Raw genomic sequence first — 25,939 nt, forward strand, 5'->3', positions numbered from 1 at the left:
CAGCATTAGCTAAAATGGTTCCGAAACCTTTTACCCCTCATATGAGAGGGACGCCCTAATCACGGTGAATTGACTTTGCACCGCGATCCTCGTGGGTAAAGCCAATAGCGGTGTAGAGGGGCCGGCGATGCCGTTAGAAAGTTACCGCGGGGTATTCGAACCCAAGGATCTCGACTTGCTTCAGCGGGTGCTAGACCGTTTGAGCGGCGAGCGCGGGATCGCCCGAGAAGACAGTGAAAAAATGGAAGTCCTGGCTTGGGGAGTCATCCTCCTTTTTCAAAATGGAATTACCGACGAGGCGGAACTACTGCGGCGTGCCGGTATTGCTGACGGCTAGTGGCCTCTGTTAAGATTCCGTGCCTCACGAAGTAGCGAATTCCAGTCGGTGCCGATCAGTTCAATGAGCTGGCAAGATTCCTGTACCGAAATGCCGGTCTCTTTCGCCAATCGGGAGGCGAGGGCTTCAACCTCTATCCGCTTGCGCTCTTTTTCCATGACTCGCCTACTACGCAAGCCCAACCTTTTTGCGGCAGAAATGTTCCGGTCACCCGGCCTTACAGCGAGGGGTCCATGCTCTTCGCCTTCCACGATGTCACCCCGCGAGCGGCACGGCCCGCCGAGGTTATCTTGCGCTGCCAGCGGATAGCCGGCGCCGGCCCCGCGCTCAAGTCAACCTCGCCGGCCGGGGCTTGCCTCATGTCCGCGAGCCCGAGCTTGACCAACCCGAGAAAGATGACCTCGCCCCGTTCTATGGGGTCCGCGCCCTCGGGCACGTCCGCCCACTCTTCGGGAAGGGTGCGAAGGACTCGCGCTTGTGCCGGCGTCATGACTGCCACCCTTCGATTGTTCGCCACTCGACCGGGCGGCCTTCGGCAAAGGCGCGCTCGATACCCAGGGCCACGCCTTTGGATATGCCGATATCGGTATAGACAACGCTCGCCTCGGCAACCTTGCCCCAAGCCAAACCGGCATCAATGCCGCGCTTGCGCTCCCACGGCAGGCTATCATTCAATACGCCGGGTTGCGTGTAAAGCAGATGGCTTGCCACCGGGGCGTCGCCTCGCGCCAGGCAATCCCGCATCGCGGCCCGAGCATAGGCCACGTTCTTGTCGATGTCGCCGGCATAGGGCGACTCCAGAATGACCAGCCGCCACTTAAACGCCTTCTCGGCGCCGAGGCCGGGGCAGTCGTGAACGCCGGCCAGGTCCACGCCCTGGCCGCACGTCTTGCAAATCGCGGCGCCGCTCATGCTTCCACCTCGGCCGCCGGGATCATGTAGCGGGTTTCTTCGCCCTTGATCCTTACCAGAACGATGTTGTGGCCGCGCTTCCGAAGCGTGCCGGCGATGTAGCCGCGCAAGGTGTGGGGTTGCCATTCCGTGGCGGCCTGTAGTTCCGCCGAGGTCGCGCCGTTCGGGCGAGACACAAGCGCAATGATCGTGTCCGCCCTGGTTGCCTTCGCCACCTTAGCCGGCTTCGGGTTGGCGGCACGGGCAGCGGCGCGAGCGGCGCGGCGTTCCGCGATTTGCTCCGGGGTCGATCTCGTGGGCGGGAGGTCGGCGACCGCCGCTTTCATCGCTGCGATGGTCATTGTCGTTTCTACGCCCTCGCCGGTGTCGCCGCCGCGAATGGCAGTGACCTTGCGGGCTTCCCTCACCTTGGCTTTGTTCGCCTTGCTGGCGCCCTTCACCTCGGCCGGAGTCATCGCCGCCACCTTGGCGACCTCGGCTTGAATGCGGGTCATGACGGGGGCGGCCTCGGCGATGGTAGCGGCGGCCTCATGGCTCTTGCCGTTGACGTAGGCGGTTGAACTGATCTCTTCGGGGATGCCGGCGGCCATCGTCTTGAACGGCGCAGCCAGGGCGGGGAACCATTCCTTTGCGCCGGGGCTCACCTCGGCCGGTTCATCGGGGCTATAGCCAGGAAACTTTGCGGCAAGTTGTTTGGCAAAGCGCTTCGCATTTGACTTGACATTGTACGACTTCATTGTCGGTTCCGATTCAGCTAGAGTGTTTGCAATTCGCAAACGACACATAGCGCGCAATATGCGTGGTGTATATAGCTAGGATCAAAAAAGTGGGCGGCAGGAAAAAACTGGACGGCATCAGCCTAGCCGCTTTTGCCCGCGAAATGGGCGTTACGCCTAACGCGGTGCGCCAAAGAGTGCAGCGCGGAAGCCTCGCCGGATCCATCTTCCCCGATGGTTCGGTCGATTCGGTGGCGGCTCGGGTCCAGTGGTTTGCAAATAGCAATCCAAACCAGCAACGGCGGAAGCCGGCGGCGAAGACCTCCAAGCTTCGCGAGGCCGCCGAGGGCGCCGAGGAAACCAGCGAATACGACCTCAAGGTCGAGCGGATGCAAGTCGACCTTGAGGCCGCCAAGATCAATCTTGAGCGGCTTAAGGAAACCACGGTCGACCGCGAGGAAGCCCGCCGCGCCATCCGTTCGCTTATGCGCGTCTTCCGAGCGGCGATGCTGAATTTTGCGAACCGCTACGCATCCGATATCGCGGCCGTGGTGGAAGCCGACCCGGTCCAGCTGGCCGGCACCCTTGAAGAGCACATGCGCCTCGCCCTGGCCGAGTTGTCAAAGACGCGGGCGCCGATGGAAGCGGGCACCTTCGGGGATGCCGAGTGCTAGCCGAGGGCGCATATCAATATCTGTTTGAGGAAGGCGTCGCGGCTATCGAGCCGGACCCGCCCTTTACTGTTTCGGAATGGGCGGACGAACACCGGCATCTGACTTCGGTTTCGTCTTCCGAGCCTGGCAAGTGGCGGACCTCGCGCACCCCGTACCTACGCGAGATCATGGACTCGCTGTCCACCTATTCGGCGATTGAGACCGTTGCCCTCATGAAGGGCGTGCAGATCGGCGCCTCCGAAGGCGGGTTCAACTTCGTCGGATACACAATCCACCATTCGCCCGGCCCGATTATGTACGTTTTGCCAACCATCGACATGGCAAAAAAGTTTTCGAAAACCCGCATCGACCCGATGGTTTCCGAAAGCCCGGCGCTGGCCGAGAAGATCAAGCCGGCCCGTTCCCGCGATTCCGGCAACACCGTCATGCAGAAGGATTTTGACGGCGGCGCCTTGTTCATGACCGGCGCGAATTCGGGTTCCGGCCTTCGCGGCTCGCCGGTGTCTCGCTTGGTGCTGGACGAAGTCGACGCCTATCCCGCTTCGGCGGATGACGAAGGCGACCCCGCGATGCTCGCGATCAAGCGAACCGCGAATTTTCCGCGCCGCAAAATCTTCATTACGTCCTCGCCAAAGCTCAAGCTCAATAGCCGTATCGCTAAGTCGTTCGCCGAGGGCGATCAGCGATATTACAACGTGAAGTGCGAGAATTGCGGGACCGCGCAGCCCATCATTTGGGCCGCCGTCAAATGGGAGCCGGGAAAGCCAGAGACGGCGGCCTTTGTTTGCCAGGCCTCAGACCCGGACACCGGCGAGCTTTGCGAGCACAGGCATACCGAAGCCCGGAAAAAGTTCCTGCTATCCGAAGAGCACGGCGCCGCATGGGTGCCCACGGCGGCGCCGATCCGGCCGAACGTGCGCAGCTATCACCTTTCCGCGCTTTATTCGCCTTGGTTCAAGTGGGCGGAATGCGTCTCGGAATTCATGGCGGCCAAAGACGACCCCGCCCTCTTACAGATCTTTGTCAACACCGTTCTAGGCGAGCCGTGGGAAGACACCGGCGGCGAGAAAGCGGACCCCGCCACCCTCTTGGCGAAGCGGGAAGTATTCTCGGGTTGCCCAGCCGGTGCCGCCTTGCTCACCGCTGGCGTTGACGTGCAGCCCGACCGCCTTGAGGCCGAGGTTGTGGCGTGGGGGCGAGACGAGGAATCTTGGTCGATCGACTATCAAATCTTTGTAGGCGACCCGTCTCAACAAGAGGTTTGGGATCAGCTTGACGACTACTTGCTCACCCGCTTTCCGCACCCCGCTTTCCCGAACGGGATGGCGATAGCGGCGACCTCCGTGGACACCGGCGGCGCAAACACGCAAGACGTTTACCGCTTCGTCAAGCCGCGTGAGGGCCGCCGCATTTGGGGAATCAAGGGCTACGCGGGGCGCCGGGCGGTGTGGCCGAAGCGGCCGACCCGAAACAACAAAGGCCGGATCAACCTTTACCCCATCGGCGTCGACTCCGCGAAAGAGACGATCATGAAGCGGCTTGAGAAGACGGGGCCGCTAGTGAGCGGGGCCGGCGCCTGTCACTTCCCGATGGAACGCGACAAAGACTATTTCGATCAAATGACGGCCGAGGTTAAAAAAACCCGGTACGTGAAAGGCTTCAAAGATGTCTATTGGTGGAAGCCAGACCACGCCAGGAATGAGGCGTTTGACTGCCGCGTCTACGCCTACGCGTCATTGCAAGGTTTGATCGCCGCCGGCATCGTCTTGAACCGTGAGGCCACCAAGGTCAAGCGGATGCTTTCCGAGCTTGGCTTAGACAAGCCGGAACCGGAAGCGGAACCGCTGCCCATCCCTGGCGAAGATGACGCCGTTTCGCAGCATCGTGGAATCCAGCCGCCGCAGGCCAGTGCTAAGGTGAACCGGAAACGCCGCCGCGTCGTCGGCAGCCCTTACATGTGATCGCGATGACCGAACTTGAATTGCTACAGGCTCAAAAGGCGGCGCTGTTAAAGGCGATGCGTTCCGGTGCGCTCATCGTTCGCCACGGCGACAAGAGCGTCCAGTATCGCAGCATCGGCGAAATGAAAGACGCGCTCGACTCGATCAAAGACGAAATCGCCGAGCTTGAAGGCAGCAAGAAAAAGCGCGTGTTCTATCTCGACGCCAGGCGGGGATATTGATGGGCATTCTTTCCCGAGTCGCGAGCGCGTTCCGCTTGAGCAGCGGCGGCAACAATTCATTTGAGGCGGCCGGCACCGGCAGGCGGTTGCTTGGGTTCAATCCGTCCCGCAACCATGTCAACGTCGCAATCGCCGCCGCCGGGTCCACCCTCGTCGCCCGCGCCCGCTGGCTATACGAAAACGATGGCATCGCCGGCAACGCGGTTGACGAATGGACCTCGGCCGCCGTGGGCGATGGCATCAAGCCTCGGCCCCGCCTCAAGAAAGAACGCAAGGCTGCGAAAGCCGCGTTGATCGCGCTGTTCATGAAGTGGACGGACGAAGCCGACGCCGAGGGCTTGACCGATTACTATGGCCTTCAAGAGAAGGTCGCCCGCGAGGCCTACATTGCCGGCGAGTGCTTCATTCGCATCCGAGCCCGCCGCCGTTCCGATATGTGGACGGTGCCTTTTCAATTGCAGATGCTTCCCGCCGAAATGCTGGACCTCGCCTTTAGCACCTCGCTTCCTGGCGGCAACTTCGTTGTGGCCGGTATCGAGTTCAACGCGATTGGCGCCCGCGTCGCTTATCACTTCTGGCGCTTCCATCCGAACGACACCCGCCCGCCGAACGCCTTGAATGCGCGTGAGCGGGTCCGCGTCCCGGCGGCCGAAGTGCTGCACGTTTACGATGGCCGCCAGAGCGGGCAGATTCGCGGCGTCCCGCGCGTCGCCCGCGTGCTGGTCAAAATCTTCGGACTCGAGGTTTATGACGACGCCGAAATCGAGCGGAAGAAAACCGCCGCTCTCTTCGCTGGCTTCCTTGTGGGCCGTGGCGAAAACCCGTTGACGGTAAACGACGACGATGACGGCGACGACGAAGACACCCCGATTGCGGGTATCCAGCCAGGCGCAATCATCGACCTCGGCAACGACCGGGATATCAAGTTCTCTTCGCCGGCCGAGGTGGGCGGCTCATATGAGGCCTTCCAGTATCGCACCATCTTAAAGATTTGCGCCGGCCTCGGCGTGCCCTATTCCATCGTTACCGGCGATATGACCAAGGGCAATTTCTCGAATGTCCGCACCGCCATTGTGGCGTTCCGTCGCCGCATTTCGCAGTGGCAGAATAACACCTTGATCTTTCAGCTTTGCCGCCCGGTGTGGATTGCGTTTGTTGAGCGCGCCGTGATGGCGGGTCTTATCGAGCTTCCCGGCTATGACGAAGACCCGACCGAATATTGGCAGTGCGATCACCTGCCGCCTCGGCAAGAATGGCTTGACCCGGCGAAGGATATTGCGGCCGAGAAAGACGCGATCAAAGGCGGCCTCAAGAGCCGCACGCAATCAATCGCGGAACGCGGTTACGATATCGAAGACGTTGACGACGAGATCGAGGCCGAGCGCACCGATGCGGCGGGCCGGGCGATGCCGCTTGTGTTCGATACGGATGGCACCGCGCCGCCCCTGGCGCAAGGCGCGCCGCCTGCCCCGGCCGATGACAACCCCCCGGAGGATCTTCCAAATGCCGCGTGACCTCCCGCTAGTTGCCAGCCTGCTTTTCGACACGCCCCTGCTTATCCATCGCGGCAAGGCGAACACCATCCTCACCGCCATCGGCCCCCGCATTCTGGACGGCCTGGCGGTGTCCGCCAATGAGTTGCCGCGAGCCCCGCGCGAAGCGCGTGCGGGCCAGGGCCGGGCCTTCCGTAGCGGCGGCTATATGGCCGACAATGGCATCGCGGTTTTGCCCGTCCTCGGAACTTTGATCCGGCGCGGTTCCTGGCTGGATTCGGAGTCCGGACTTACCAGCTATTCCGCGCTGTCCGATGCCGTCACGGAAATCATGTACGACCCGACGGTTCGCGGCCTCATGCTTGAGCTTGACAGCCCCGGCGGCGAGGCAAACGGATGCTTTGACCTGGCCCGCTTCATTCGCAGCGCAAGCGAGGAAGCCGGCAAGCCGGTTTGGTGCCACGTCAACGAAGTCGCGGCCTCGGCCGGCTACGCCATCGCAAGCGCGGCCTCGCAAATTTGGGTGCCGACCACGGGCGAGGTCGGTTCAATTGGCTGTCTAGCCGCCCATGTGGACGTGAGCGAAGCGGACAAGATGGCCGGCGTTCGCTGGACGTATATTTTCTATGGCGCCGAAAAGGCGGATGGCAACATGCATGAGCCCTTGAGCAATCGCGCCAGGGCAGCGGTGCAGGCCGATGTTGACGCCCTCGGCGAAATGTTTGTGCAGCTTGTTTCGCAACATCGTGGAATCGACGCGGCGGCGATCCGTGCTACGGAAGCTTGTATGTATCGCGGTGTTGACGCGGTCGAGTCTGGCCTAGCCGATGTGTCCGGCAGCTTTGACGAAGCCCTTCAAGCGTTCGCGAATAGCGTTGACGAATCGCAAACTCTTTCGCCTCAAGCGTCGTCAAAATCGAAACTAAAGGTAGGTCTTATGCCCAAGGTTCTTTCCGCCGCCGAAACCGCCGCCGCCGAGGCCGAGACTGCCCGGCTTGCCGCCGAAGCCGAAACCGCCAGGCTTGCCGCCGAGGCCGAGACTGCCCGCCTTGCGGCCGAAGCCGAGGCCGCCAGGGTTGCCGCCGAGGCAAACGCGACCGAAGCCGAAAAGGCCACCACAGCCGAGCGCACCCGCTGCGAAGGCCTCGCCGCCATCACTGCCCAGGCCGACCGCCTCGGCGTCACCTTCAACGTGGGTGAGGCGATCAAAACGAACATGAGCGTGGCCGATGCCCGCTCCAAGGTTTTGGACGCCGCCGCCGCTGGCGATGCCGCGCCCACTTCCACCATCGCCGCGCCGAAGGCCGAGACGCCCAAGACCGGCAAAGTTCTGGACGCGGGCGAGAAAACTTCCGCGTGGAAAAAGGCAATGAAGCGCCGGTAAGCGCGACAACAGGAGTCGACCTCAATGACTGTTCTTTATGAAAACCGCCGAGCCGGCGCCTATATCGTGAGTGAAGCCGCAGGCGCCACCGGCGGGATGCGTTCCCGCGAGGCCGGCGTTCTCGCCTCGGGCTCAGGCAAGCTGGTCGACGGAACCATCCTCGGCCAGATCAGCGTTGCGGCCGTCCCGGTTGCAGCCGCCAAGGGTGGCAACACCGGCAACGCCACCATTTCGGCGGTTGCGCCTGGCCCCGGCGCTAAGGTCGGCGTCTATTCCGTGGAATTCGCGGCAGCAACCAAGTTCGACGTAGTCGACCCGGAAGGCTTCAAGATCAAGTCCGGTTCGACCGGCGCCGCGTATGCTGATGACCTCGGCTTTACCATCACGGTCGGCGCGACCCCGATGGTTGCTGGCGACGGCTTCAACATCACCGTTTCGGCCGGCACCAAGAAATTCAAGCCGTACGACCCGGCCGCCGTGGATGGTTCGCAGAAGGCGCGCGCCGTTCTTTTCGGCAACGTGGATGCCACGGCCGCCGACAAGAACATCGTGGTGAGCATGAGGGATACCGAAATCAACGGCGCCGAAATCACCTGGCCCGTTGGCATTTCCGCACCGAACAAGGCGACCGCAATCGCGGACCTTACCGCACGAAGCATCATCGTTCGCTAAGGCAGCGACGGGGAAAACGAGGAACCGCAACTATGCATATGGATATCTTCAACGACGACGCGTTTTCCGCCGTCTCTATGACCGTGGCGCTCGAAGACTACGAATTTAAGCCGAACCTAATCGGCTCGCTCAACCTGTTTTCCGAGGTGCCGATTGCCACGGAAACCGTCTCGGTTGAGCGCCGCGCCGGCAACGTCCTTTCCATCATCCAGACTTCGGAACGCGGCGCGCCGCTGGCCGAGGGCAAGACCGACCGGGCTTCGCTCCGCAAGTATGACACCTCGCGTATTGCCAAGGGTCACACGCTCAAGGCTTCCGAGATCCAGAACATGCGCGCGTTCGGCACCGAGTCCGAACTGGAAACCATGATCGGTTACGTGGGCCGGTACGAACAGCGTCTTATCGGCGACGTGGAACTGACGTGGGAAAACATGCAGCTTGGTGCGCTGCAGGGCAAGGTTCTGGACGCGGACGGCACCGTTATTGTCGACTGGTTTCAGGAATGGGGCATCGCGGTTCCCGCCGAAATCGACTTCGCCCTGGACACCCCCGGCACGGACGTTGAGTCCGTCTGCCGTTCCGTCATCCGCACCATGACCAAGGCCGCTCGCGGCGCCTGGACCATCGGCACGCGGGTCGTGGGCCTCGCTGGCGACAGCTTCTTCGACAAGCTGACCCGCCACAAGAGCGTTCGCGAGGTCTATCTGAACACCGCCCAGGCGCAGGCGCTGAACCGCGCTTTCGGCGTGGCGACGCAGAACGTGCTTGCCGCCGGCTCGTATGCCACCTTCGATTTCGGCGGGATTCTGTTCATCAACTATCGCGGAAGCGACGACTTCGATGAAGGCGCCGCACCGGGCACGAAAGCCGGCCTCGGCATCCGGTCGACCAAGTGCAAATTCTTCCCGCTCGGCGCGAACGATGTTTTCCAGAGTGCTTTCGCACCTGGCGAAGCGTTCGACATGGTCAACACCCTCGGCCGCAAGCTCTACGCGATGCTGATCCGCGATAAGGACCGGAACTTTTGGGTTCGCCCCGAGGTCTATTCCTATCCGCTGTTCATCTGCACGCGGCCGGAAATGCTCTTGACCGCTAAAGAGAAGGCCGCCGGCTAAGGCCGGCGCTTCGCCATGGATTGGAGCGGCCTCCTAGACGATATGACCGGCATTGTTCGGGATACGTTCGGGGAGGCCGTTGCGATCATCTACAAGCGCGGTGAGACTGGCGAAATCAAGCCGGACCTCACCGCGATTTTCGATTACGAACACGTTTCGCTTGAGGCCGGCGGCAGGGTGCCGACGACTTCCAAGATCCCGGTGCTCGATGTCCGCAACGCCGACCTCGGCTTCGACCCGATGCCCGAGGATGAAGTGACGATTTCCGGCTTCGGTTCCTTCCGCGTCATCGACACCTTTCCCGACAGTTCAAAGAACACAAAGCTTCACCTTCGGAAGAAATAGGCGATGGCCCCGCACCCGCGAAAGCTCATCCGCGCCGCCGTGGCCGCCTTGCTGTCAACGCCAGACGCCAGCGACCCGCCTGTGTTCCCCACGGGGGCCAAGGCTCGGGTTTACGACAGCCGTGACTTTCCAGCCGACGCCCGCATCATGCCGGTTTGCGTGGTCTACACCGGCGCCGATGTTATCGACCCGGATCACCGGCACGATGGCGGAATCCGCCGCCATTTCCTTAAGCTCATAGTTGAATGCTACGCGGTAGGCGATGACGGCGCCGAGGCGGTGGACGAATGCGCCAATCAGGTTGAAACCTGGCTTCACGCAAACCCCACGCTCGGCAACCGGGTCGAGTGGTGTACGATTTTCGGGACGGATACCGCGTTCGCCGAGCAAGGCGAGGTCGCGCTTTGGACCGTCATTCTAACGTTCGACATCATCTATTACACGCAATTGATCGCGGATGACGGCAGGCGGCCGACGACCGTCATGCTCGGCTTTGACCCGGAAATCGGCATCGGGCATGAGCCCGATTATACTGACATCACGGGGCAGTAAGATGCTTGAGCGCCGTGAAAAGGATATCACCGATATCGAGCGCCGGCTGTCAAACACCGTGCTCATCGGGAAGGTTTCGCAGGTCGACCACGGCAAAGCCCGTTACCGGGTCAAAGCCGGCGAGTTCGAAAGCGACTGGCTACCGTTTACCAGCGCCAGGGCGGGCAACACAAAGACTTACGACAGCTTGGACGTTGGCGAGCAAGTGGTGCTTGTCTCGCCCGCTGGCGACCCCTCGCAGGGCATAATTGTGGGTTCCATCGCTACCCAGGAAAAGCAGGCGGCGGACAAGGGCAACATTCACCGGACGGTTTACCCGGACGGCACGGTCGTTGAGTACGATGACCAGGCCAAGGCCTACAAAATGGACGTCGCCGAGGGCGGCAGCTTCGCCTTGAACATCGGCGGCGGCGCCTCGATACACGCCACCGGCGGCGGGCTCAAGATCAAGGCGCCAGGCGGAATCGAAATCGAAAGCCCCACGCTCACGCACAATGGAAAGGACATTTCCGAGACGCATGAGCATACCGGGGTCGAGCCTGGCGGCAGCAACACCGGCCCGGTTGCGGGGTAGGGGGAACGATGCTCGGAATGAACGCCGCCACTGGCAAGCCTCTTGAAAGCCTGGCGCACCTCAAGCAATCGATAACGGACATTCTTTCAACCCGCATCGGAACGCGGGTGATGCGCCGCGACTACGGCTCGGACCTTCCAAATCTGGTCGACAACCCCGTCACCGCGGATTTTTCCGTTGATCTTTATATGGCCCTCGCCGAGGCGCTGACGCGATGGGAGCCGCGCCTACGATTGCGGGAAGCTTCGTTTAATCCGCTCGGCGACGGGGTTATAGAATTTGGGCTAACCGGCGATTACTTGCCGGACGGAAAGATCATTTCTCTCAACGGAATCGTCATCAAATGACCCAGGCGCAATATACGCTAGAAGGGCTTCCCGTCCCGGCGATTATTGCGAGCCTATCCTACGAAGAAATTCGCCAGAATACGATCAACAAGCTTGTTGACATCGATCCGAGCTATTCCGCGTTGCTCGAAAGCGATCCGGCGATCAAAGTTATTGAGGCGTCTTCGTACAATGATCTTGTCTTGCGCGAACGCGCGAACGATGTCGCGAAAGCCAACCTCCTGTTTTTCGCCAAGGGGTCCGACCTCGATCACCTCGCCGCCTTCTATGACGTGCTTCGCCTCATCGGTGAGACGGACTCGGCGCTTCGCTCGCGCACCATCCTGGCGATTCAAGGCCGGTCCACCGGCGGCACGGAAGAGCGGTATAAATTCATCGCCCGCACCGCAGACGTGCGCGTTAAAGACGTGGCCGTTTATCAGGTGAACGGCGGGCCGAAGCTTCGAGTCGCCCTGCTTTCTTCCGTCAACGGCGGCGCAACGGACGATCCCATGCTTGCGGCCGTGGCCGCCGCTGTGACGGCGCCAGCCGTCCGGGCCATCAATGACGTTATCGAGGTCGTGTCGGCTACCCAGGCGCCGCAAAACATCGTGCTCAATGTCTGGCTTCTGCCGAACGCCCCGCTCGCGATCATCGACTCCATGGAAACGCTCATTCGCTCGGCCTGGTTTGACGAAAGCGGAATCGGCTTCGACCTCAATCCGTCTTGGATTGCGGCGCGGGTTCATATCCCAGGCGTGTCCAAGGTTGAGGTCGTCACCCCGGCGGCGCCGGTTGTGGCGGGCGACAATCAAGCCGCGTTGATCGGAACCGTCACCGTGCATTTTGTGGGGAGGTTGCGTTGAGCGCTCTTCACCTTCTGCCCCACAACGCGACGCCGTTTGAGCATGCTCTTTCCGAAGTGCTGGACAGGACGCCGGAATTCGGCCCCTACATCGACAGTATCGCGGGCCTGAAATACGGTGAGATCCCGGCGACCTTCTCGCCTTGGGTTGTGGAAGAATACGGCCTCGGGCCGATTTCTGAATTCTTCGAAGACGATGCCGCGATTATCGAGGCCGGCATACCGTGGCAGCGGGTCCGGGGCACGCCGCTTGCGATCACCAAGGCGCTTGCCTGGCTCGGCTACATGGCGCCGGCAATCGAAGATCAGAACGACCGCCGCCGCAAATGGAATCGCTATCAGATCGCTATGGGTTTGGTGCCCGAAGCCGAGTTGCCGGTGCTTCGCGACGCCGAATACATCGTCGGGATTTCGGACCCGGCGCGCTCGGCGTTCATCCGGGGATGGCACGGCTACAATGTCCGCGCTCTTGAGTGGAGTGAACAGACGTGGGGCGGTTCGCTTTGGGGTGACGATAGCGGTATCCGTCTTGACGGCGGAACCGTGAAATGGAGTCACGGCGAAGACTTCTCGGGCAGCATCTTGGCGGGCACCGCAGACCGTATCGCGCTCGGCGTCAACGTCACCTTGGGCGGTGCGCTGCCGTGGGGCAACTTCCCTTGGAACGCGCCCGGCGTGTCTTGGAACGGCGTTACCGATGTCAAGGCGTTCAAGGCCTTTCAGATCGCTCGCCTGCCCGTTTACGTTGGCTTCTATGATGCCGCCGGGGATGCCATCGGCTACCGCCGGCCGGTGGCAGTTCGGGACACCACGGCAAACCACGACGCCGCGCCCGGCAAAGTGTTTTTTGAGGTTGAGGCGCGTACGGACTTCGGCGACGGCGAGGGCTCGCAATGTGCCTCCGTTGCCTTGGTGTTCCGGGCGCACAACGTCAACCCGGCGAAGCCTGGCAAGCTTTGGCTTGAGCCGGAAGAAATCGAATTCGAAGACGGCTTTGAAGCCGACGACATGACCCTCGGGCCGGTTGCGGTTGATTTCGCATTCCGCCGCACCGTCCGGCAGCACGTCACGCTCACCTTGGAAATCTGAAAATGGCGAATGAAGAATTTCTAGTGTTCGACCCGGCGCTTCGCCCGGACCTCGCGGATATTTATGATCGTTCGAAGGTGAGCGAACCGCGTGAGCGCGTGCTTTTCCGCGAGCGGAAATATGCGCAGGCCAGCGAGGCCACCGAAGCGTTTTCCATCGAAGCGCGGAAGCGTACCAACATCGGCAACATGGTGGCCCATGACGGCGACCGAATCAAAGGTTGCGACATCATCGTGGACGCCGCCAACGGAAACACCACGATTGCGGCCGGCGAGGTCTACTTGCGCGGCGACGTCCGTCCCGTGGGCTCGGCGGCCTTCGCAGGCCTGCCCATCGTGGGCGACGTCGTGGTGGGCGTTCGCGTTTTGCAAACCGTCATCACGCACGAGGAAGATGAATCCTTACTCGGCCTGCATGAGGAAGCGATTGTTTCCTATGGCGAGCCTGGCGCGGCGCGCGAAGTGCTTTCGCTGGCATGGGGATGGGATGGCGACGGCGAGGATGGCGACCTTTACCGCGTCTATCAGTTGCGAAACGGCTTCGTTGTCGACCAGACGCCGCCGCCTTCCCTGGCTGGCTTCAACGCCGCCATTGCGCCCTATGACTATGACGCCCACGAAAACTATATTGCTCGCGGCTGCAGGGTTACGCCCCTTGGCCTTTCGGCTGGCAAGCAATGGTTTTCAATCGAGGAAGGCACGGCAAATATCCTCGGCTATAAGCGCACCCGGAACACGGCGACGCGCTTCGGCCAGACCGAAGAGCCGGACATTCTCAACATTGCTTCCGAGCCGCATACGTTCGCCGATGGCGGCACCGGAACCGCCGTTATCGCGCTCAACCGCACCCCGATCAACTCGGTCGGAACCGTCATTGTCACAAAGGAAGTGACGGAAACGATTGTGCGCGGCGGCGTGGCGAATACGGCCGACCTTCTCGGGCATTCTAGTGTCTCGTCTGTTTCCCTGGTCAAACAGGGCGGCACGACCTACACCTCGCCCGCCAGCTACGCGCTTGTAAACGACCGCATTGATTGGGCGGCCGGCGGCGCCGAGCCGGCAGGCGGCACCTCCTACGATGTCACCTATCGCTATCTCGCGCCGGTGGTTCCTTCGGTAGTCACGCCGACCGGCATCACAGTAGCCGGCGGCGTCACTGGCGGCGCCGTCTTCGTGACCTACAATTTCAATCTGCCCCGGCACGACCTCATCTGTCTCGATAGGGATGGGAATGTCGTCTACCTCAAGGGCATTCCCGCGATTGAACAGCCGCAGCCCCCGGCGCCCCCGGCCACGTTGCTGGCGCTTTGCGTGATCGAAAACGATTGGTTCGGAACGCCTGCCGTCATCAACAACGGCATCCGCGCCTACCCCTTTTCCACCATCGACCGCATGTACAATCGCCTTGTCGACGCGCTCGATTTGATCGCGCTTTCGCGTCTGCAAATGGACATCACCGCGCGCGAGCCGGTGGCAAAAAAAGGCGTCTTCGTTGATCCCCTCAATGATGACCGTTACCGCGATGCCGGCGAGGTCCAGAACGGCGCCGTGTTCAACGGCACGTTTCAGATTCCGATCACCCCGACTTTCCAATTCTTCTCGCTGCCGAAGCCGCAATATCTCAACTTCACCGAAGAGGTTTTGATTGCACAGGAAGCGGTGACGGGTTGCACCAAGATCAACCCTTACCAGTCATTCGCGCCGCTGCCGGCCAAGATGACGTTGACGCCATCGCAGGACTTTTGGACGGAAACGCAAGACACCTCGCTTTCCCCCGTTACCCAGGTGTTCGGCCAGGGCAACCGAAGCCGCATCACCAATGTCGAGATCATCACCTCGACCCGCGAAGTTACCGCGCGCTTCCTTCGGCAGATCAACGTCGCTTTCGTTATTGACGGGTTCGGAGTTGGCGAGATCCTTCAAACCCTGACGTTTGACGGCATCGCAGTGACGCCAGCTGGCCCGCTTGTGGGTGACGCCAACGGCCGCGTTTCGGGAAGCTTCGTCATTCCGGCGAATGTGCCCTCGGGCACCAAGCACGTCGCCGCCGTGGGCGCCGGTGGCGACTACGCCAACGCCGAGTTTACCGGCCAAGGCCGAATCGAGATCACGACCAATCAACAGCTTACGACCGTGCAGCGGTTCCAAGAATCACCGCCTCGGGCCACTAGCGGCAATGGCGGCAATTCCGGCAACGGAAGCGCGGGCGGACGCACCGACCCAGTAGCGCAGTCTTTCCAGTTCACGGAAGGCCGGCATATCGCTTCTATCGAGGTGAAGTTTTGCGCCCTCGGCAACGCCTCGCAGCCCGTGCTTTGCGAAATCGTCACGATGGATAACGGCTATCCAACCGCCGATGTCATCGCGCAGACCGAAACCGATATGCATCTGGCCTTGGTCGGCCCTTGGCATAAGTTCACGTTCGACCCGCCCGTATTCATCCCGGCGGGTGTTGAAACCGCGTTTGTGCTCAAGACGAATGATCCGAACCATTCGGTTTCGTTCGCCTCGCGTGGCGGCTTCGATGCAGCCCGGCAGGAATGGATCGGGGCGCAGCCCTACACGGTAGGCGTCCGCTTCTCGTCTTCGAACGCGACGACCTGGACGGCTCACCAAGACGAAGATTTGACGTTCCGGCTCAATGCCGCGAAGTTCAATCCGGCATCGAAAACCGTTGCCCTTGGCACGGTCACGGCGGCGAACCTCTCGGATTTCATCGCCGAGGCACAGGTGTTCTTGCCGACCGGCGACACCCGCCTGCAATTCGAAATCGAGCCTATCGGCGAGACGGCGGTTCGTATCGAGCCCGGCCAGGTGTGGGAGCGTCAAAGCTTCTTTACTGGCAATGCCTCTCTGCGGGCCATCCTGACGGGCACAGAGAAGGTTTCGCCCATCATGGGGCGCGATGTCCTCGCCATCAAAGGAACGATGCAGGCGAGCGGCGTATACATCAGCCGGGCCTTTGCCTTCGGGACGGCGATCCGCATTGACGGCGTGATGAAAACCCGGTTGCCGGCCGGCTCTACCCTCACGGTGGAATATGACAAGGCCGACGACAACTGGCTTCCACTGCCGCAAGTCTCGGCCACGGCCCTGGCGGATGGCACGTTTGAGCGGACTTACCGCACGACCGGCCTCACCGCGATTCAGGGCCGAATCCGCATCACCGAAACGGGCACCCCGGCGGCTCGCCCGGCTGTTTCCGACCTCCGCGCCTTTTCGATTTAAGGATTGAACGATGCCCACTGACAACGTAACGGCAAATCGAAATTGGCAGCTTCCGAACGGCGGAAACAATCTTGACCACGATGTCGCCCGGTTGATCGCGGCATTGCAAGCCGCCGACCTCGACGTCGCCAATATCCTTTCAACGCTTGTGCTCAAGGCGCCGACCCTCAACGCGGCGCTTACCGGCGCGCCTACCGCACCCACGCCCGCGCTTGCCGACAACTCTACCAAGATCGCAACGACCGCGTGGGCAAGGCTGTATTTCGCCGATTTCGTGGGCGCCGCGCCAGCCGCGCTCGATACCATCGCCGAGCTTGCCACGGCGCTGCAAAATAACCCGGACATCATCACGCAAATCTTGACCTCGCTTGGGCTCAAGGCCAACGCCGCCAACGCCGCCCTTACCGGCGTTCCTACGGCCCCCACGGCGGCGGCAGGCACCAACACGACGCAGCTTGCCACCACGGCCTTTGTGGCGGCTCTCGGCGCCCTCAAGGCCAACGCCGCCAACGCCGCCCTTACCGGCGTTCCTACGGCCCCCACGGCGGCGGCAGGCACCAACACGACGCAGCTTGCGACAACCGGCTTCGTAAAGGCCGCCATTGACGTGGTGCTCGGCGGTGTCTCGGCTTCTTTCGACACACTCGCCGAACTCGCCGCCGGGCTGTCGGCGGCGACCTCGGCCATGTTGCAAAAGGCGGTTGACAACCTCGGCATGACGGCGGGTTTTACGTCCGTTGTGATCGATGACGGCACCAAGGCAGCGGGCACCTATACGCCGGCACCGACCGGCGGCAACTTCCGAAAGATCATCGCAAACGGCGCGTTCATTCTCGCGGCGCCGACCACGGCCAACAGCTACAATATGGAGATCGATATCACCAACGGCGCCACTGCCGGGGCGATCACGTTTTCCGGCTTCACCCCGAGGGGCGACGCCTACGCCACGACGAACGCGGCAAAGTTCAAACTTCACATTTCCAAGACGGACGCCGGTGTCTCGGCGGTGCTGGAGTCGATGCCGTGAGCCTGATAATGCCGGCCTACTTCAACGCCCGTGACACTGATTTCTATGTCACGGATTTCGCCGAGTATCCGGTCGGCGCGCCGCCTGCCAACTGGTCGAAACGATGGGCAACGGCCCATTACGACGCCACGGTCGAAACCTCGGCCGGCTCATTTTCTGGCAAGGCGCTTCGGTTCAACATCACCACGATAAACGGCCTCGGCCTTTTTTCTTGGGACCGGGTGCCCCTGGCCGCCGACTTCGAAATCCTGACGCGTTCACGAATGCTCACGGCTCCCGCCACGATCACCGTTATTTCGCGCCCCGCTGGTCGAGCCGGGGGCGGCATCGGCACCGAAAACGCCTACAGCAACCCGGCCTTTTATCACACGTCATCAGCAACCGACTGGCGCGTCCAAACGAGTAAAATGGTTGCCGGCACTTCAACCATTATCAACGGCCCAGGCGATGGCCTCGGGCCACTGATAGCCGCAACCGCGCCCTCGGTTTGGATCTGGAATCGCTTCCGCGTCCAAGGGACAAACGTGCAGCGTCGGGGATGGCAGCAGGGAACGGCCGAGCCGGGAACGTGGGACAACATCATTGTTGATGCCTCGCTTCCGGCCGCCGGCTGGATCGGCGATTACGTCGCCGACTCCCTTGTAAGTATGCGGGAAACAGACTTTTTCGCCGTCGCCCTCAAAGGCAAAACTGCCCCTTCGGTAAGGAAATAAAACCATGCTCGCGCTTATCAATTCCGGTTCCATCGTTGATGTCGTCGCCGAAAGTGCCGGTTTCGCCCATGGAACATATTGGACGATTCCCGCATATGACGGATGGGAGTTTGAAGACTTCTCGCTTCGAACCATATCCGATGCGGACCCGGTTCCCGCCGGCAAACAGGTGGTTAGCTCGGCGGCAGTCATGGTCGCGGGCGCGCCAAAGTTTGTCTACGTCCTCGCCGATATCGTGCCGCCGGTGCCCGAGGTCATATCCGACAGGCAGTTTTTTCAAGCGCTGGCGGTGGGCGGCATCATTACCCAGGCCGAGGCATTGGCGGCCGTCAAGACAGGTGTGATTCCCGCCGCCATGGTGGCCTTGATCGCGGCGCTGCCCGAGGCAAACCGCTTCGCGGCCGAAATGCTCCTTTCCGGGGCCACCGAATTCAAGCGCGCCCATCCCCTGACCTCGGCTTTCGGCGCCGCGTTCGGATGGGGCGAATCGCAGATCGATGAATTTTGGATTGAGGCGGCAGCACTGTAACGGCCTCAAGTCTCGCATTCTTCGTTTGCGAAACGCAAACGCGAGCTTATAGCAAATGGTGACATCGGAGATCGCTAATTATGGCTGGCACTGACTTTCTGCACGGCGTTGAACTCATTGAGATCGATGACGGCCCCCGCCCCATCCGCACCGTTCGCTCGTCCGTCATTTTCATCGTGGGCACCGCGCCCGATGCTGACGACCTCGCCTTCCCGCTCATGACTCCGGTGCTGATCGCCGGGAGCCGTGGCGAGGCCTCCAAGCTGGACACCTCGGTCGGCAAGACCCGGCTCGGCACCCTGCCGAACGCGGTCGACCTCATCCTCGACCAGATCGGCGCCGTTATCGTGGTGTGCCGGGTTGACGAAGGCGCCAGCGCTGGCGAAACCCTCGCCAACGTTCTTGAAGGCGTTCACGTCGCAATGGATGCGAAATCGGCGGTGGGTGTGAGCCCCCGAATTCTTATCGCGCCAGGCTTCACCGGCGAGCGTCCGGTCGGCATCGCGGGCCATGGCGCCATCACTCCCGGCAACGGCGGCGCGAACGGCACTTTCCCGCTCGCTTTTACTGGCGGCACCGGGTCCGGCGCGGCCGGCACATTCACCGTGGCCGGCGGCCAGCTTACCGCAATCACCATCACCTCGGCGGGCCGCTACACGGTTGCCCCCGTGTTTTCGTTTGCCGCCTCGGCTGGCCTCACCGCCGCCGCCTCGGCCGTCACGCTCGGCGCTACCGCAAACGCGGTCGTGGCCGAATTGATCGGCATCGCGGAACGCCTTAAGGCCGTCATTGTTGCGGACGGCCCGAACACCAATGACGCCGCCGCGCTGACCTATGCCGGCGACTTCGGCTCGAAGCGCGTCTATGTGGTCGACCCTGGCGTCAAGGTTGCTCGTGGCGCCAACGTGAACAGCGAGCCCGCTTCGGCGGCCGTCGCCGGCCTTATCGCTAAGATCGATAATGACCGCGGATTCTGGTGGTCGCCCTCAAACCAGAACATCAACGGTATCGTGGGAACGGATCGCTCGGTCGACTTCGCGCTCGGCGATGCGAACAGCCGCGCAAACCTTCTCAACGAAGGCAACGTCGCGACGATCATCCGCGAAGATGGGTTCCGGCTTTGGGGCAACCGCACCCTGTCCAGCGACCCGAAATTCGCGTTCCTGTCCGTGGTCCGCACGGCGGATATCATCAACGACTCCATTCTTCGCGCCCATCTTTGGGCCGTGGATCGCAACATCACGAAAACCTATATCGATGACGTTGAGGAGTCCGTGAACGCCTACATTCGCACCCTGGTTGCGATGGGCGCCCTTATCGGCGGCCGATGCTACGCCGACCCGGACCTCAATTCGCCGGCCTCAATATCCGAGGGCAAGGTTTGGTTCAATATCGATTTTACCCCGCCTTACCCGGCCGAGCACGTCATTTTCCGCTCGCGCATCGTCAACGACTTCCTTGAGGATTTGGTGATATGAGCACCCCCACTTTCGGACTCCCGCGCCAGCTAAAGGCGTTCAATCTCTATTTCGACGGCAACTCGTTTGCCGGCCGAGTGGACAGCATCACGCCGCCGACTCTCACGCTCACCTCGGAAGAGCACCGGGCCGGCGGCATGGATGGCCCGAAGAAATTGGAAATGGGTATGGAGGCCATGACCGCCACCCTTATCATTTCCGATTACGACCCCGCGCTTATCAGCCTTTTCGGCGTGGACAACGTGCCGCTTGTGGCGCGTGGCGCCGTGCAGGCACAGGGCAAGGCCGCCGAGCCCGTGGTGCTCAACATGCGCGGCATGTTGATGGCGCTGGAACTCGCCGAGTGGAAGCCCGGCAGCAAGTCCCTCAAGACCCTCACCTATGAACTCGATTACTTCCGCTATCGCCAGGCCGAGGTCGAATTCATGGAAATCGACATCATCAACATGGTTCGCCGCATCGGCGGTGTCGACCAGCTTGCGGCGCAGCGAACCGCTATCGGCCTCTAAGGATAGCATGAGACATGACAACTGACATTCGAAAGCAAGTCCGTCACCCGCTGGTTGAATCCATCACCGTCGAAGGCAGGGAAGTGACCGAAGCGGTTTTGCGCCGCATCAAGGGCAAAGACATTCGCGGTATGGACCGCCAAGAATCGGACATCGACAAGACGGCTTACATCATCTGTCAGCTTGCCGGCTGGCCGCCCGAGGCGTTCGACCTTTTGGACGCCGAAGACATCGACGGGCTCGGCAAGATCATTGAGGGTTTTATGGGGAGGCGGAAGCGAGCGTAACGCTCGAGTCCGTCTCCAACCTCATGGCGGATATTGCCTCTATCTTCCACTGGCCGCCGTCCGAAATGTGGGAAATGGACCTTTCGGAAATCGTCATGTGGCGCGCCCTGGCCGCCGCCCGCGCTGGTAAGGCAAAAACGTAATGGCCGGGAAGCCCGTAGCCGAAGCATCCGTCAAGCTCACGCTCATCGACCGTATCACCGGGCCGATTAAGCGGCTACAGGCGCGGCTGTCCGCACTCAGCGCTCGTCTAGGCTTCGACCGCATCGGCGCTTCTGTAAGCCGCCTCGGGCGAAGCCTGCAGGGCCTTGGCGTTGGCCTGGCCCGCACGACCGGCCGCCTCGCTTCCTTCGTCTCACTACTCGGCCTTGGCGCCTCGGGTGCCGTTGCTGGCGCCTTCGCGCTGGCGAAGAGCGCGTCGGACCTCGGCAGCGAGATCGGCGAAGCTTCGTTCAAACTCGGCATCGGGGTTGAGGCGCTGCAGGAATACCGATTCGCCGCCAAAATGAGCGGGATCGAACAAGAGTCCCTCACCAAGGGAATTCAGAAGCTCGGCATCAACGCTTCGCAGGCCACCAAGGGCAACAAGGCGATGGCGAAGAGCTTCAAGGCGCTCGGCATCCCGTTGAAAGACACTAATGGCAAGATGCGGTCGACCGAAGCCATCCTAGACGACACCCTTACCGGCCTTTCAAAGATCAAAGACCCGTTGCGCCGCAACGCCCTGGCGTTCCAACTCTTCGGCAAGTCCGGGGTCGATTTGGTCAAGATGCTTTCGGATGGTGCCGAAGGCCTCAAAGATATGCGCCATGAGGCCAGGCTTACCGGGTCCGTCATGAGCGCGGGCGCGGCGGCGGCGGCCGACAAGTTCGGCGACAACCTTGACGCCCTGCTTATCCGCATCAACGGCCTTAAGCTCTTCCTCGGGGTCCAGCTATTGCCGGTCCTAAATGAGGTTATCGAGACGACCACGAAATGGTTTGACGCCAACGCGGGACTTGTCCGGTCCACTATCTCGGAATGGGTCAAGAGCTTCGCGCAAGTGCTTCGTGACCTCATGAATCCCGCTTCCGAGATCCGGCAGAAAATCGCCGGCATGGCCGAAGGCTTCTCGTCGTTCCTCGCGGCGATCAAACCCGTTGTGGACTTCATAGGCGGGCCGATGAATGCCACCCTCTTGGTGCTCGGCGCGTGGACGGCGGCGCCTCTCATTACGGCCCTGGCGGCGGTTACGGCCGCATTCGTTTCGCTTGGTATCGCAATCATGGCGACGCCGGTCGGGTGGTTCCTGGCGGCCGTGGCGGCCATCGCTGGCGCCGCGTACCTGATCTATCAAAATTGGGATACCATCGCGAAATATTTCGGGCAGTTTTGGGATTACGTCAAAGGCCTGTTCGCCTCGGCGGTTGCCTATATCCAGTCCATTCCGATCAAGCTCTATGACGTTGGCGCCGCCATGGTGGACTCCATCTGGCAAGGCCTCAAATCGAAGTGGGGCGAGGTCGTGGCCTGGCTCAAAGGCGCCGTCAACGACCTCATTGGCTGGCTTCCCGAAAGCATCAAAAGCAAGCTCGGGTTTGACTTGAGCGCGACCAAGCTTCCCGAAGGGCCAGCCGGCCCCGCAGCGCGCGCCGGCCGAGCCGTTGGTGGATTGGTGCCGCCGGCAACGGAACGCGCCCCGGCGCCCTCGCCTGGCTTCGCGCCTACCGTTCGGCCTATGGATACCGGCGGCATGATGGAAGGCTTCGCCTCGGCGTGGCGTGACCTCATGAAACCGATTGGCGATATCGTCAAGCAAGGCAGCGGCGAGAAGACGGCCAAGGTCGAGGCCGGCGCGATCACCACGGGCAGCATTCAAATGTCCGAGCCGTTGATTGCTCATGAGCCGCAACAGATCAATGCGCCGCTCAACGTGGGCGGCATCACCGTGAACGTGCAGGGCATGACGCCCGCCGAGGCGCAAGGCATGGTCACGCGCGCCATCGGCGCGGCTCAAGCCAAGCACGCCGCAAATCTGCAATCGAGCCTATCGGATTGATGCCATGCCTACGATGATGGGACTCGGGCCGTTTCGTTTCAGCCTGTCAACGGCGGCCTACCAATCGCTTGAGCGTGGCGATGAATATCGATGGGAAGAGGCCGCCCGTATCGGCCGCGCGCCCGCTATGCAGTTCATCGGCGCCGGCACAACGACTTTCAGCTTGAGCGGCACGATCTACCCTGGCTTTCGCGGCGGCCTCGGGCAGTTGGATTCCATGCGCGCCATCGCCGCGATAGGCGCCCCGCAAATGATGGTTTCGGGGCTCGGCCGCATTTTCGGGCTCTATGTGATCGCTGGCGTCAATGAAACGCAAACCATCTTCTTTGACAACGGCGCATTCCGAAAGCAGGAATTCAGTATTGACCTCAAGAGCTACGGCGTCGACGGCGGCCTGTTCTAGGGTCCGTTCCCCTCATAGTGGGTACGGGGAACGGGCCGGTTCGGGTATGGTGTTTGCGAATTGCAAACAGGTGTGCAAGTGGACATTTACCGCGCCAGCGACGGCGACATGGTCGATGAAATTTGTTGGCGCTTCTATGAGAAGGGCCAGCAACCGCTTGCCGTCGAACGAGTGTATGAGGCGAACCAAGGCCTCGCCGCCATGGGGCCAGTGCTCACGGCGGGGACTCTCGTCAATCTGCCGGAACTTCCCCGCCCGGAAGCTACCCCGATAATCCGAATTTGGGGATAGGCCATGACCCCGTTCGCCTCGATATCTTCCAACGGCGCCGATATCACCGGCGCCCTCGCCGACCGGCTCTTGTCCATTGAGTGCCATGACGAAGCGGAAGACAAATCCGACCGCGTCACAATCGAGCTTGACGACCGCGCCAGGTGGAGCGACGGCGCCGTTGCGGCGCTGCCCCTCATCGGCTCAACCCTCACCGTCACGATAGGTTTTCGCGAGGGCGAGTCCGCCACGTTCGGGCCGTACCTCATTGACGACCTGGACGTGTCTTCGCCGCCTCGGGTGCTCAAGGTAACGGGCCGGGCGGCAGCTATGCCGAAGTCGTTTCGCACCCCGAAAACGAAGAGCTACCATCAAAAGACGGTCGGCGCGATCATGCAGGAAATTGCCGGACGAAACGGCTATGAGGCCAAGATTGACCCGGCGCTGTCCGGCATCGTCATGCGCCATATCGATCAGCGCAACGAGTCGGATATGTCTTTCGCGACCCGGCTCGCCGCGATGCATGACGGCGTCGCCAGGCCGGTGGCCGGCAAACTGGCGGTTGCGAAGCGAGGCACCGGGAAGGCCGTCACGGGCGCCGAGCTTCCCGCGATCACACTTGTCGAGTCCGATTGCGAGACGTGGAATTTCAAATACTCGGCCAGAGACGAAGCCGGCGAGGCTGGCGGCGTTGGCGGTGGCGGCGGTTCCTCGGCTCAAGGTGCGGCCGGCGCCGCTGGCGATACCGCCTCGGGGCAGACCGAAGGCGAGTCCATAATCGACGCCCCGGATGACGAAGACGGCGACGCCGAGGAAAAGGGCGGGGTCCGCGCGTTCTGGACCGATATCCGCACCGGCGAGACGAAGGAATCCACGGTCGGCAAAGAGCCGTTCCATGATCTTCGCTACACCTATCACAACGAAGCCGAGGCGCAGGCCGCCGCCGACTCCTACAAGAACAAGAGCGCTCGCGGCAAAGCTTCGTTCTCTTGCACGCTGCCCGTGGGCCGGCCATCGGTGCAAGCCGAGGCAAAGCTAACCCTGTCCAACTTCCGCCCCTATATCCCGGCGGCCTGGCGGATCAAGAGCGCGTCGCACGTCTTCAACGGCAGCGGCTACAAGACCGCGATTGACGCCGAATTGTTCGCCGAAAAGCAGGCGGACGTTCCGGGCAGCGTCAAAAAAACCAAGCCCACGGATGACGACAAGATCGACCCGGATGCGCCGCCCGAGCCGGTGGAGCCTACCGCGCCGACCGATGGCTTTATTATCGATGTTCCGAACTAGGGGCGCGCAATGAACCTCTTCCCTCGGCTCATCCCAAACGCTCGCAAGGTGGCGCTCCGCGCCTATTCCGTTCACCTCAACCTTGCCGGCGCCGTGTCCGGCTTGCTGTTCTTTCTCGACACCGCCTGGCCCTACTTCAACGGCTATCTGCCGATACCGACCCCGGTGTTCGGCGCGCTCGCCGGGATCTTCTCGGCGCTTGCCGGTGTCTTCCGTTTCATCCCGCAACAGTCTGTTTCAGGAAAGAGGCGCCGCCGTTATGTCCGCAAATAGGTCAAGCAACCGCGCCCGAGGCGCTATCGCTGCCGTAATGGCAATCGCCAGCTTGGTAGGCGGCCGTTACATGGTCGCCGTCCCGAACGGCGAGCCGATCCCGGCGGCGGTGCGGCTCGCCATCGACGCGAACATTATCCCTTGGGAAGGCCTTGTGCTGTCCGCCCACTGGGATCGCTTTTCGAAGCAATACGATATTTGCCACGGGGACACCCGGATCAACGGTAAGCCTGTCACGTTCGGCATGACCAAAACGAAGGCCGAGTGCTATGACATTCTCGTCGTCCGGGTCGTCAATGACTATTACAAGCCCTTGACGCGGTGCATTGCGGGTTTCGACGCGCTGCCGATTTCGCTTCAAGCTTCCATGATTTCCGGCGCCTACAACGTGGGCGTGGGCTCGGTCGCGAAGCGCAACGGCATATGCGGGTCGAGCGCGGCCAGGTTCGCCCGAGCCGGCAATTACTACGCGGCTTGCGAAGCTCAAACCGCCTTCAATAAAGCCGGCGGCCAGGTCTTACAGGGCCTCAAGAACCGCCGCGAGGATGGTGACGCTACCCGCATCGGCGAGGCCGAGCTTTGCGAGTCTATGCCTTCCGTGGTGCGGCAATGAACGCCCGCGCCTTCACGCCTCTCGCTGCCGGTGCCGCCATCGGCGCCGG

General features: G+C 61.7%; 30 protein-coding genes. 28 read left to right on the forward strand and 2 right to left on the reverse strand.

Features of this window, described 5'->3' with window-relative positions:
* Nucleotides 1-91 precede the first annotated feature (91 nt).
* On the forward strand, nucleotides 92-337 hold the full coding sequence (locus tag NKI15_RS06805; RefSeq protein WP_352885898.1) for a hypothetical protein: 246 nt from the start codon (nucleotides 92-94) through the stop codon (nucleotides 335-337).
* Between the two features lie 486 nt (nucleotides 338-823).
* Here NKI15_RS06805 and NKI15_RS06810 read toward each other — a convergent pair whose 3' ends face one another.
* Nucleotides 824-1,249, reverse strand: a complete 426-nt coding sequence (locus NKI15_RS06810; protein WP_352885899.1) for a DUF7768 domain-containing protein — start codon at nucleotides 1,247-1,249, stop codon at nucleotides 824-826.
* The gene (locus NKI15_RS06815) at nucleotides 1,246-2,034 is read right to left on the reverse strand and encodes a DUF3489 domain-containing protein (protein WP_352885901.1); all 789 of its coding nucleotides are present in this window, start codon (nucleotides 2,032-2,034) and stop codon (nucleotides 1,246-1,248) included. The genes NKI15_RS06810 and NKI15_RS06815 overlap by 4 nt, the downstream gene beginning before the upstream one ends.
* A gap of 41 nt (nucleotides 2,035-2,075) precedes the next feature.
* On the opposite strand from NKI15_RS06815, the gene NKI15_RS06820 reads away from it, so the two are divergent.
* From NKI15_RS06820 to NKI15_RS06950, 27 genes are all read left to right on the forward strand, one after another.
* Nucleotides 2,076-2,639 (forward strand): hypothetical protein, encoded by a 564-nt coding sequence (locus NKI15_RS06820; protein ID WP_352447160.1) that lies wholly within the window; start codon nucleotides 2,076-2,078, stop codon nucleotides 2,637-2,639.
* Nucleotides 2,633-4,600 carry a phage terminase large subunit family protein gene (locus NKI15_RS06825; RefSeq protein WP_352885903.1) on the forward strand — a complete coding sequence of 656 codons (1,968 nt, stop codon included), beginning with the start codon at nucleotides 2,633-2,635 and terminating at the stop codon, nucleotides 4,598-4,600. The genes NKI15_RS06820 and NKI15_RS06825 overlap by 7 nt, the downstream gene beginning before the upstream one ends.
* Before the next feature lie 5 nt (nucleotides 4,601-4,605).
* The gene (locus tag NKI15_RS06830) at nucleotides 4,606-4,821 is read left to right on the forward strand and encodes a phage head-tail joining protein (RefSeq protein WP_023828513.1); all 216 of its coding nucleotides are present in this window, start codon (nucleotides 4,606-4,608) and stop codon (nucleotides 4,819-4,821) included.
* Nucleotides 4,821-6,335: a phage portal protein gene (locus tag NKI15_RS06835; RefSeq protein ID WP_352885905.1), complete on the forward strand. Its 1,515-nt coding sequence runs from the start codon at nucleotides 4,821-4,823 to the stop codon at nucleotides 6,333-6,335. The genes NKI15_RS06830 and NKI15_RS06835 overlap by 1 nt, the downstream gene beginning before the upstream one ends.
* Nucleotides 6,325-7,698: a S49 family peptidase gene (locus NKI15_RS06840; RefSeq protein ID WP_352885906.1), complete on the forward strand. Its 1,374-nt coding sequence runs from the start codon at nucleotides 6,325-6,327 to the stop codon at nucleotides 7,696-7,698. The genes NKI15_RS06835 and NKI15_RS06840 overlap by 11 nt, the downstream gene beginning before the upstream one ends.
* Before the next feature lie 24 nt (nucleotides 7,699-7,722).
* The gene (locus tag NKI15_RS06845; RefSeq protein ID WP_352885907.1) at nucleotides 7,723-8,370 is read left to right on the forward strand and encodes a head decoration protein; all 648 of its coding nucleotides are present in this window, start codon (nucleotides 7,723-7,725) and stop codon (nucleotides 8,368-8,370) included.
* A gap of 32 nt (nucleotides 8,371-8,402) precedes the next feature.
* Nucleotides 8,403-9,485 carry a major capsid protein gene (locus NKI15_RS06850; protein WP_352885908.1) on the forward strand — a complete coding sequence of 361 codons (1,083 nt, stop codon included), beginning with the start codon at nucleotides 8,403-8,405 and terminating at the stop codon, nucleotides 9,483-9,485.
* A 15-nt stretch (nucleotides 9,486-9,500) separates the two neighbouring features.
* Nucleotides 9,501-9,830, forward strand: coding sequence for a head-tail joining protein (locus tag NKI15_RS06855; protein WP_352447166.1), 330 nt, complete (start codon nucleotides 9,501-9,503; stop codon nucleotides 9,828-9,830).
* Nucleotides 9,831-9,833: 3 nt separating this feature from the next.
* Nucleotides 9,834-10,382, forward strand: a complete 549-nt coding sequence (locus tag NKI15_RS06860) for a hypothetical protein (RefSeq protein ID WP_352885910.1) — start codon at nucleotides 9,834-9,836, stop codon at nucleotides 10,380-10,382.
* 1 nt (nucleotide 10,383) lies between these two features.
* Nucleotides 10,384-10,956 carry a phage baseplate assembly protein V gene (locus tag NKI15_RS06865; protein WP_352447169.1) on the forward strand — a complete coding sequence of 191 codons (573 nt, stop codon included), beginning with the start codon at nucleotides 10,384-10,386 and terminating at the stop codon, nucleotides 10,954-10,956.
* Nucleotides 10,957-10,973: 17 nt separating this feature from the next.
* Nucleotides 10,974-11,303: a GPW/gp25 family protein gene (locus tag NKI15_RS06870; RefSeq protein WP_352885912.1), complete on the forward strand. Its 330-nt coding sequence runs from the start codon at nucleotides 10,974-10,976 to the stop codon at nucleotides 11,301-11,303.
* Complete coding sequence (locus NKI15_RS06875) at nucleotides 11,300-12,148, forward strand: baseplate J/gp47 family protein (RefSeq protein ID WP_352885913.1); 849 nt, start codon at nucleotides 11,300-11,302, stop codon at nucleotides 12,146-12,148. Before NKI15_RS06870 ends, NKI15_RS06875 begins: the two co-directional genes overlap by 4 nt.
* Nucleotides 12,145-13,236, forward strand: a complete 1,092-nt coding sequence (locus NKI15_RS06880) for a phage tail protein (RefSeq protein WP_352885915.1) — start codon at nucleotides 12,145-12,147, stop codon at nucleotides 13,234-13,236. The genes NKI15_RS06875 and NKI15_RS06880 overlap by 4 nt, the downstream gene beginning before the upstream one ends.
* A gap of 2 nt (nucleotides 13,237-13,238) precedes the next feature.
* Nucleotides 13,239-16,463 carry a DUF4815 domain-containing protein gene (locus NKI15_RS06885; protein ID WP_352885917.1) on the forward strand — a complete coding sequence of 1,075 codons (3,225 nt, stop codon included), beginning with the start codon at nucleotides 13,239-13,241 and terminating at the stop codon, nucleotides 16,461-16,463.
* Between the two features lie 10 nt (nucleotides 16,464-16,473).
* A complete protein-coding gene (locus NKI15_RS06890; protein ID WP_352885919.1) occupies nucleotides 16,474-17,490 on the forward strand; it encodes a hypothetical protein in 1,017 nt (338 codons plus the stop codon).
* The gene (locus NKI15_RS06895; RefSeq protein WP_352885920.1) at nucleotides 17,487-18,203 is read left to right on the forward strand and encodes a hypothetical protein; all 717 of its coding nucleotides are present in this window, start codon (nucleotides 17,487-17,489) and stop codon (nucleotides 18,201-18,203) included. The genes NKI15_RS06890 and NKI15_RS06895 overlap by 4 nt, the downstream gene beginning before the upstream one ends.
* A gap of 4 nt (nucleotides 18,204-18,207) precedes the next feature.
* Complete coding sequence (locus NKI15_RS06900) at nucleotides 18,208-18,732, forward strand: hypothetical protein (RefSeq protein WP_352885922.1); 525 nt, start codon at nucleotides 18,208-18,210, stop codon at nucleotides 18,730-18,732.
* Between the two features lie 80 nt (nucleotides 18,733-18,812).
* Complete coding sequence (locus tag NKI15_RS06905; RefSeq protein ID WP_352447178.1) at nucleotides 18,813-20,210, forward strand: phage tail sheath subtilisin-like domain-containing protein; 1,398 nt, start codon at nucleotides 18,813-18,815, stop codon at nucleotides 20,208-20,210.
* A complete protein-coding gene (locus NKI15_RS06910; RefSeq protein ID WP_023828529.1) occupies nucleotides 20,207-20,719 on the forward strand; it encodes a phage major tail tube protein in 513 nt (170 codons plus the stop codon). Before NKI15_RS06905 ends, NKI15_RS06910 begins: the two co-directional genes overlap by 4 nt.
* A gap of 14 nt (nucleotides 20,720-20,733) precedes the next feature.
* The gene (locus NKI15_RS06915) at nucleotides 20,734-21,006 is read left to right on the forward strand and encodes a phage tail assembly protein (protein WP_352447180.1); all 273 of its coding nucleotides are present in this window, start codon (nucleotides 20,734-20,736) and stop codon (nucleotides 21,004-21,006) included.
* 23 nt (nucleotides 21,007-21,029) lie between these two features.
* Nucleotides 21,030-21,149 (forward strand): GpE family phage tail protein, encoded by a 120-nt coding sequence (locus tag NKI15_RS06920; protein ID WP_023828531.1) that lies wholly within the window; start codon nucleotides 21,030-21,032, stop codon nucleotides 21,147-21,149.
* Nucleotides 21,149-23,044 carry a phage tail tape measure protein gene (locus NKI15_RS06925; protein ID WP_352885925.1) on the forward strand — a complete coding sequence of 632 codons (1,896 nt, stop codon included), beginning with the start codon at nucleotides 21,149-21,151 and terminating at the stop codon, nucleotides 23,042-23,044. Before NKI15_RS06920 ends, NKI15_RS06925 begins: the two co-directional genes overlap by 1 nt.
* Before the next feature lie 4 nt (nucleotides 23,045-23,048).
* A complete protein-coding gene (locus NKI15_RS06930; protein ID WP_352447182.1) occupies nucleotides 23,049-23,447 on the forward strand; it encodes a phage tail protein in 399 nt (132 codons plus the stop codon).
* A gap of 78 nt (nucleotides 23,448-23,525) precedes the next feature.
* Nucleotides 23,526-23,738, forward strand: a complete 213-nt coding sequence (locus NKI15_RS06935; RefSeq protein WP_352885926.1) for a tail protein X — start codon at nucleotides 23,526-23,528, stop codon at nucleotides 23,736-23,738.
* Nucleotides 23,739-23,741: 3 nt separating this feature from the next.
* Nucleotides 23,742-25,004 (forward strand): phage late control D family protein, encoded by a 1,263-nt coding sequence (locus tag NKI15_RS06940; RefSeq protein ID WP_352885927.1) that lies wholly within the window; start codon nucleotides 23,742-23,744, stop codon nucleotides 25,002-25,004.
* Between the two features lie 9 nt (nucleotides 25,005-25,013).
* Nucleotides 25,014-25,277: a DUF7940 domain-containing protein gene (locus NKI15_RS06945; protein WP_352885928.1), complete on the forward strand. Its 264-nt coding sequence runs from the start codon at nucleotides 25,014-25,016 to the stop codon at nucleotides 25,275-25,277.
* A 70-nt stretch (nucleotides 25,278-25,347) separates the two neighbouring features.
* Nucleotides 25,348-25,890 (forward strand): glycoside hydrolase family protein, encoded by a 543-nt coding sequence (locus NKI15_RS06950; protein ID WP_352885929.1) that lies wholly within the window; start codon nucleotides 25,348-25,350, stop codon nucleotides 25,888-25,890.
* Nucleotides 25,891-25,939: the final 49 nt, after the last annotated feature.

Source organism: Mesorhizobium sp. M0862 (assembly GCF_040319795.1).
Lineage (GTDB): Bacteria > Pseudomonadota > Alphaproteobacteria > Rhizobiales > Rhizobiaceae > Mesorhizobium.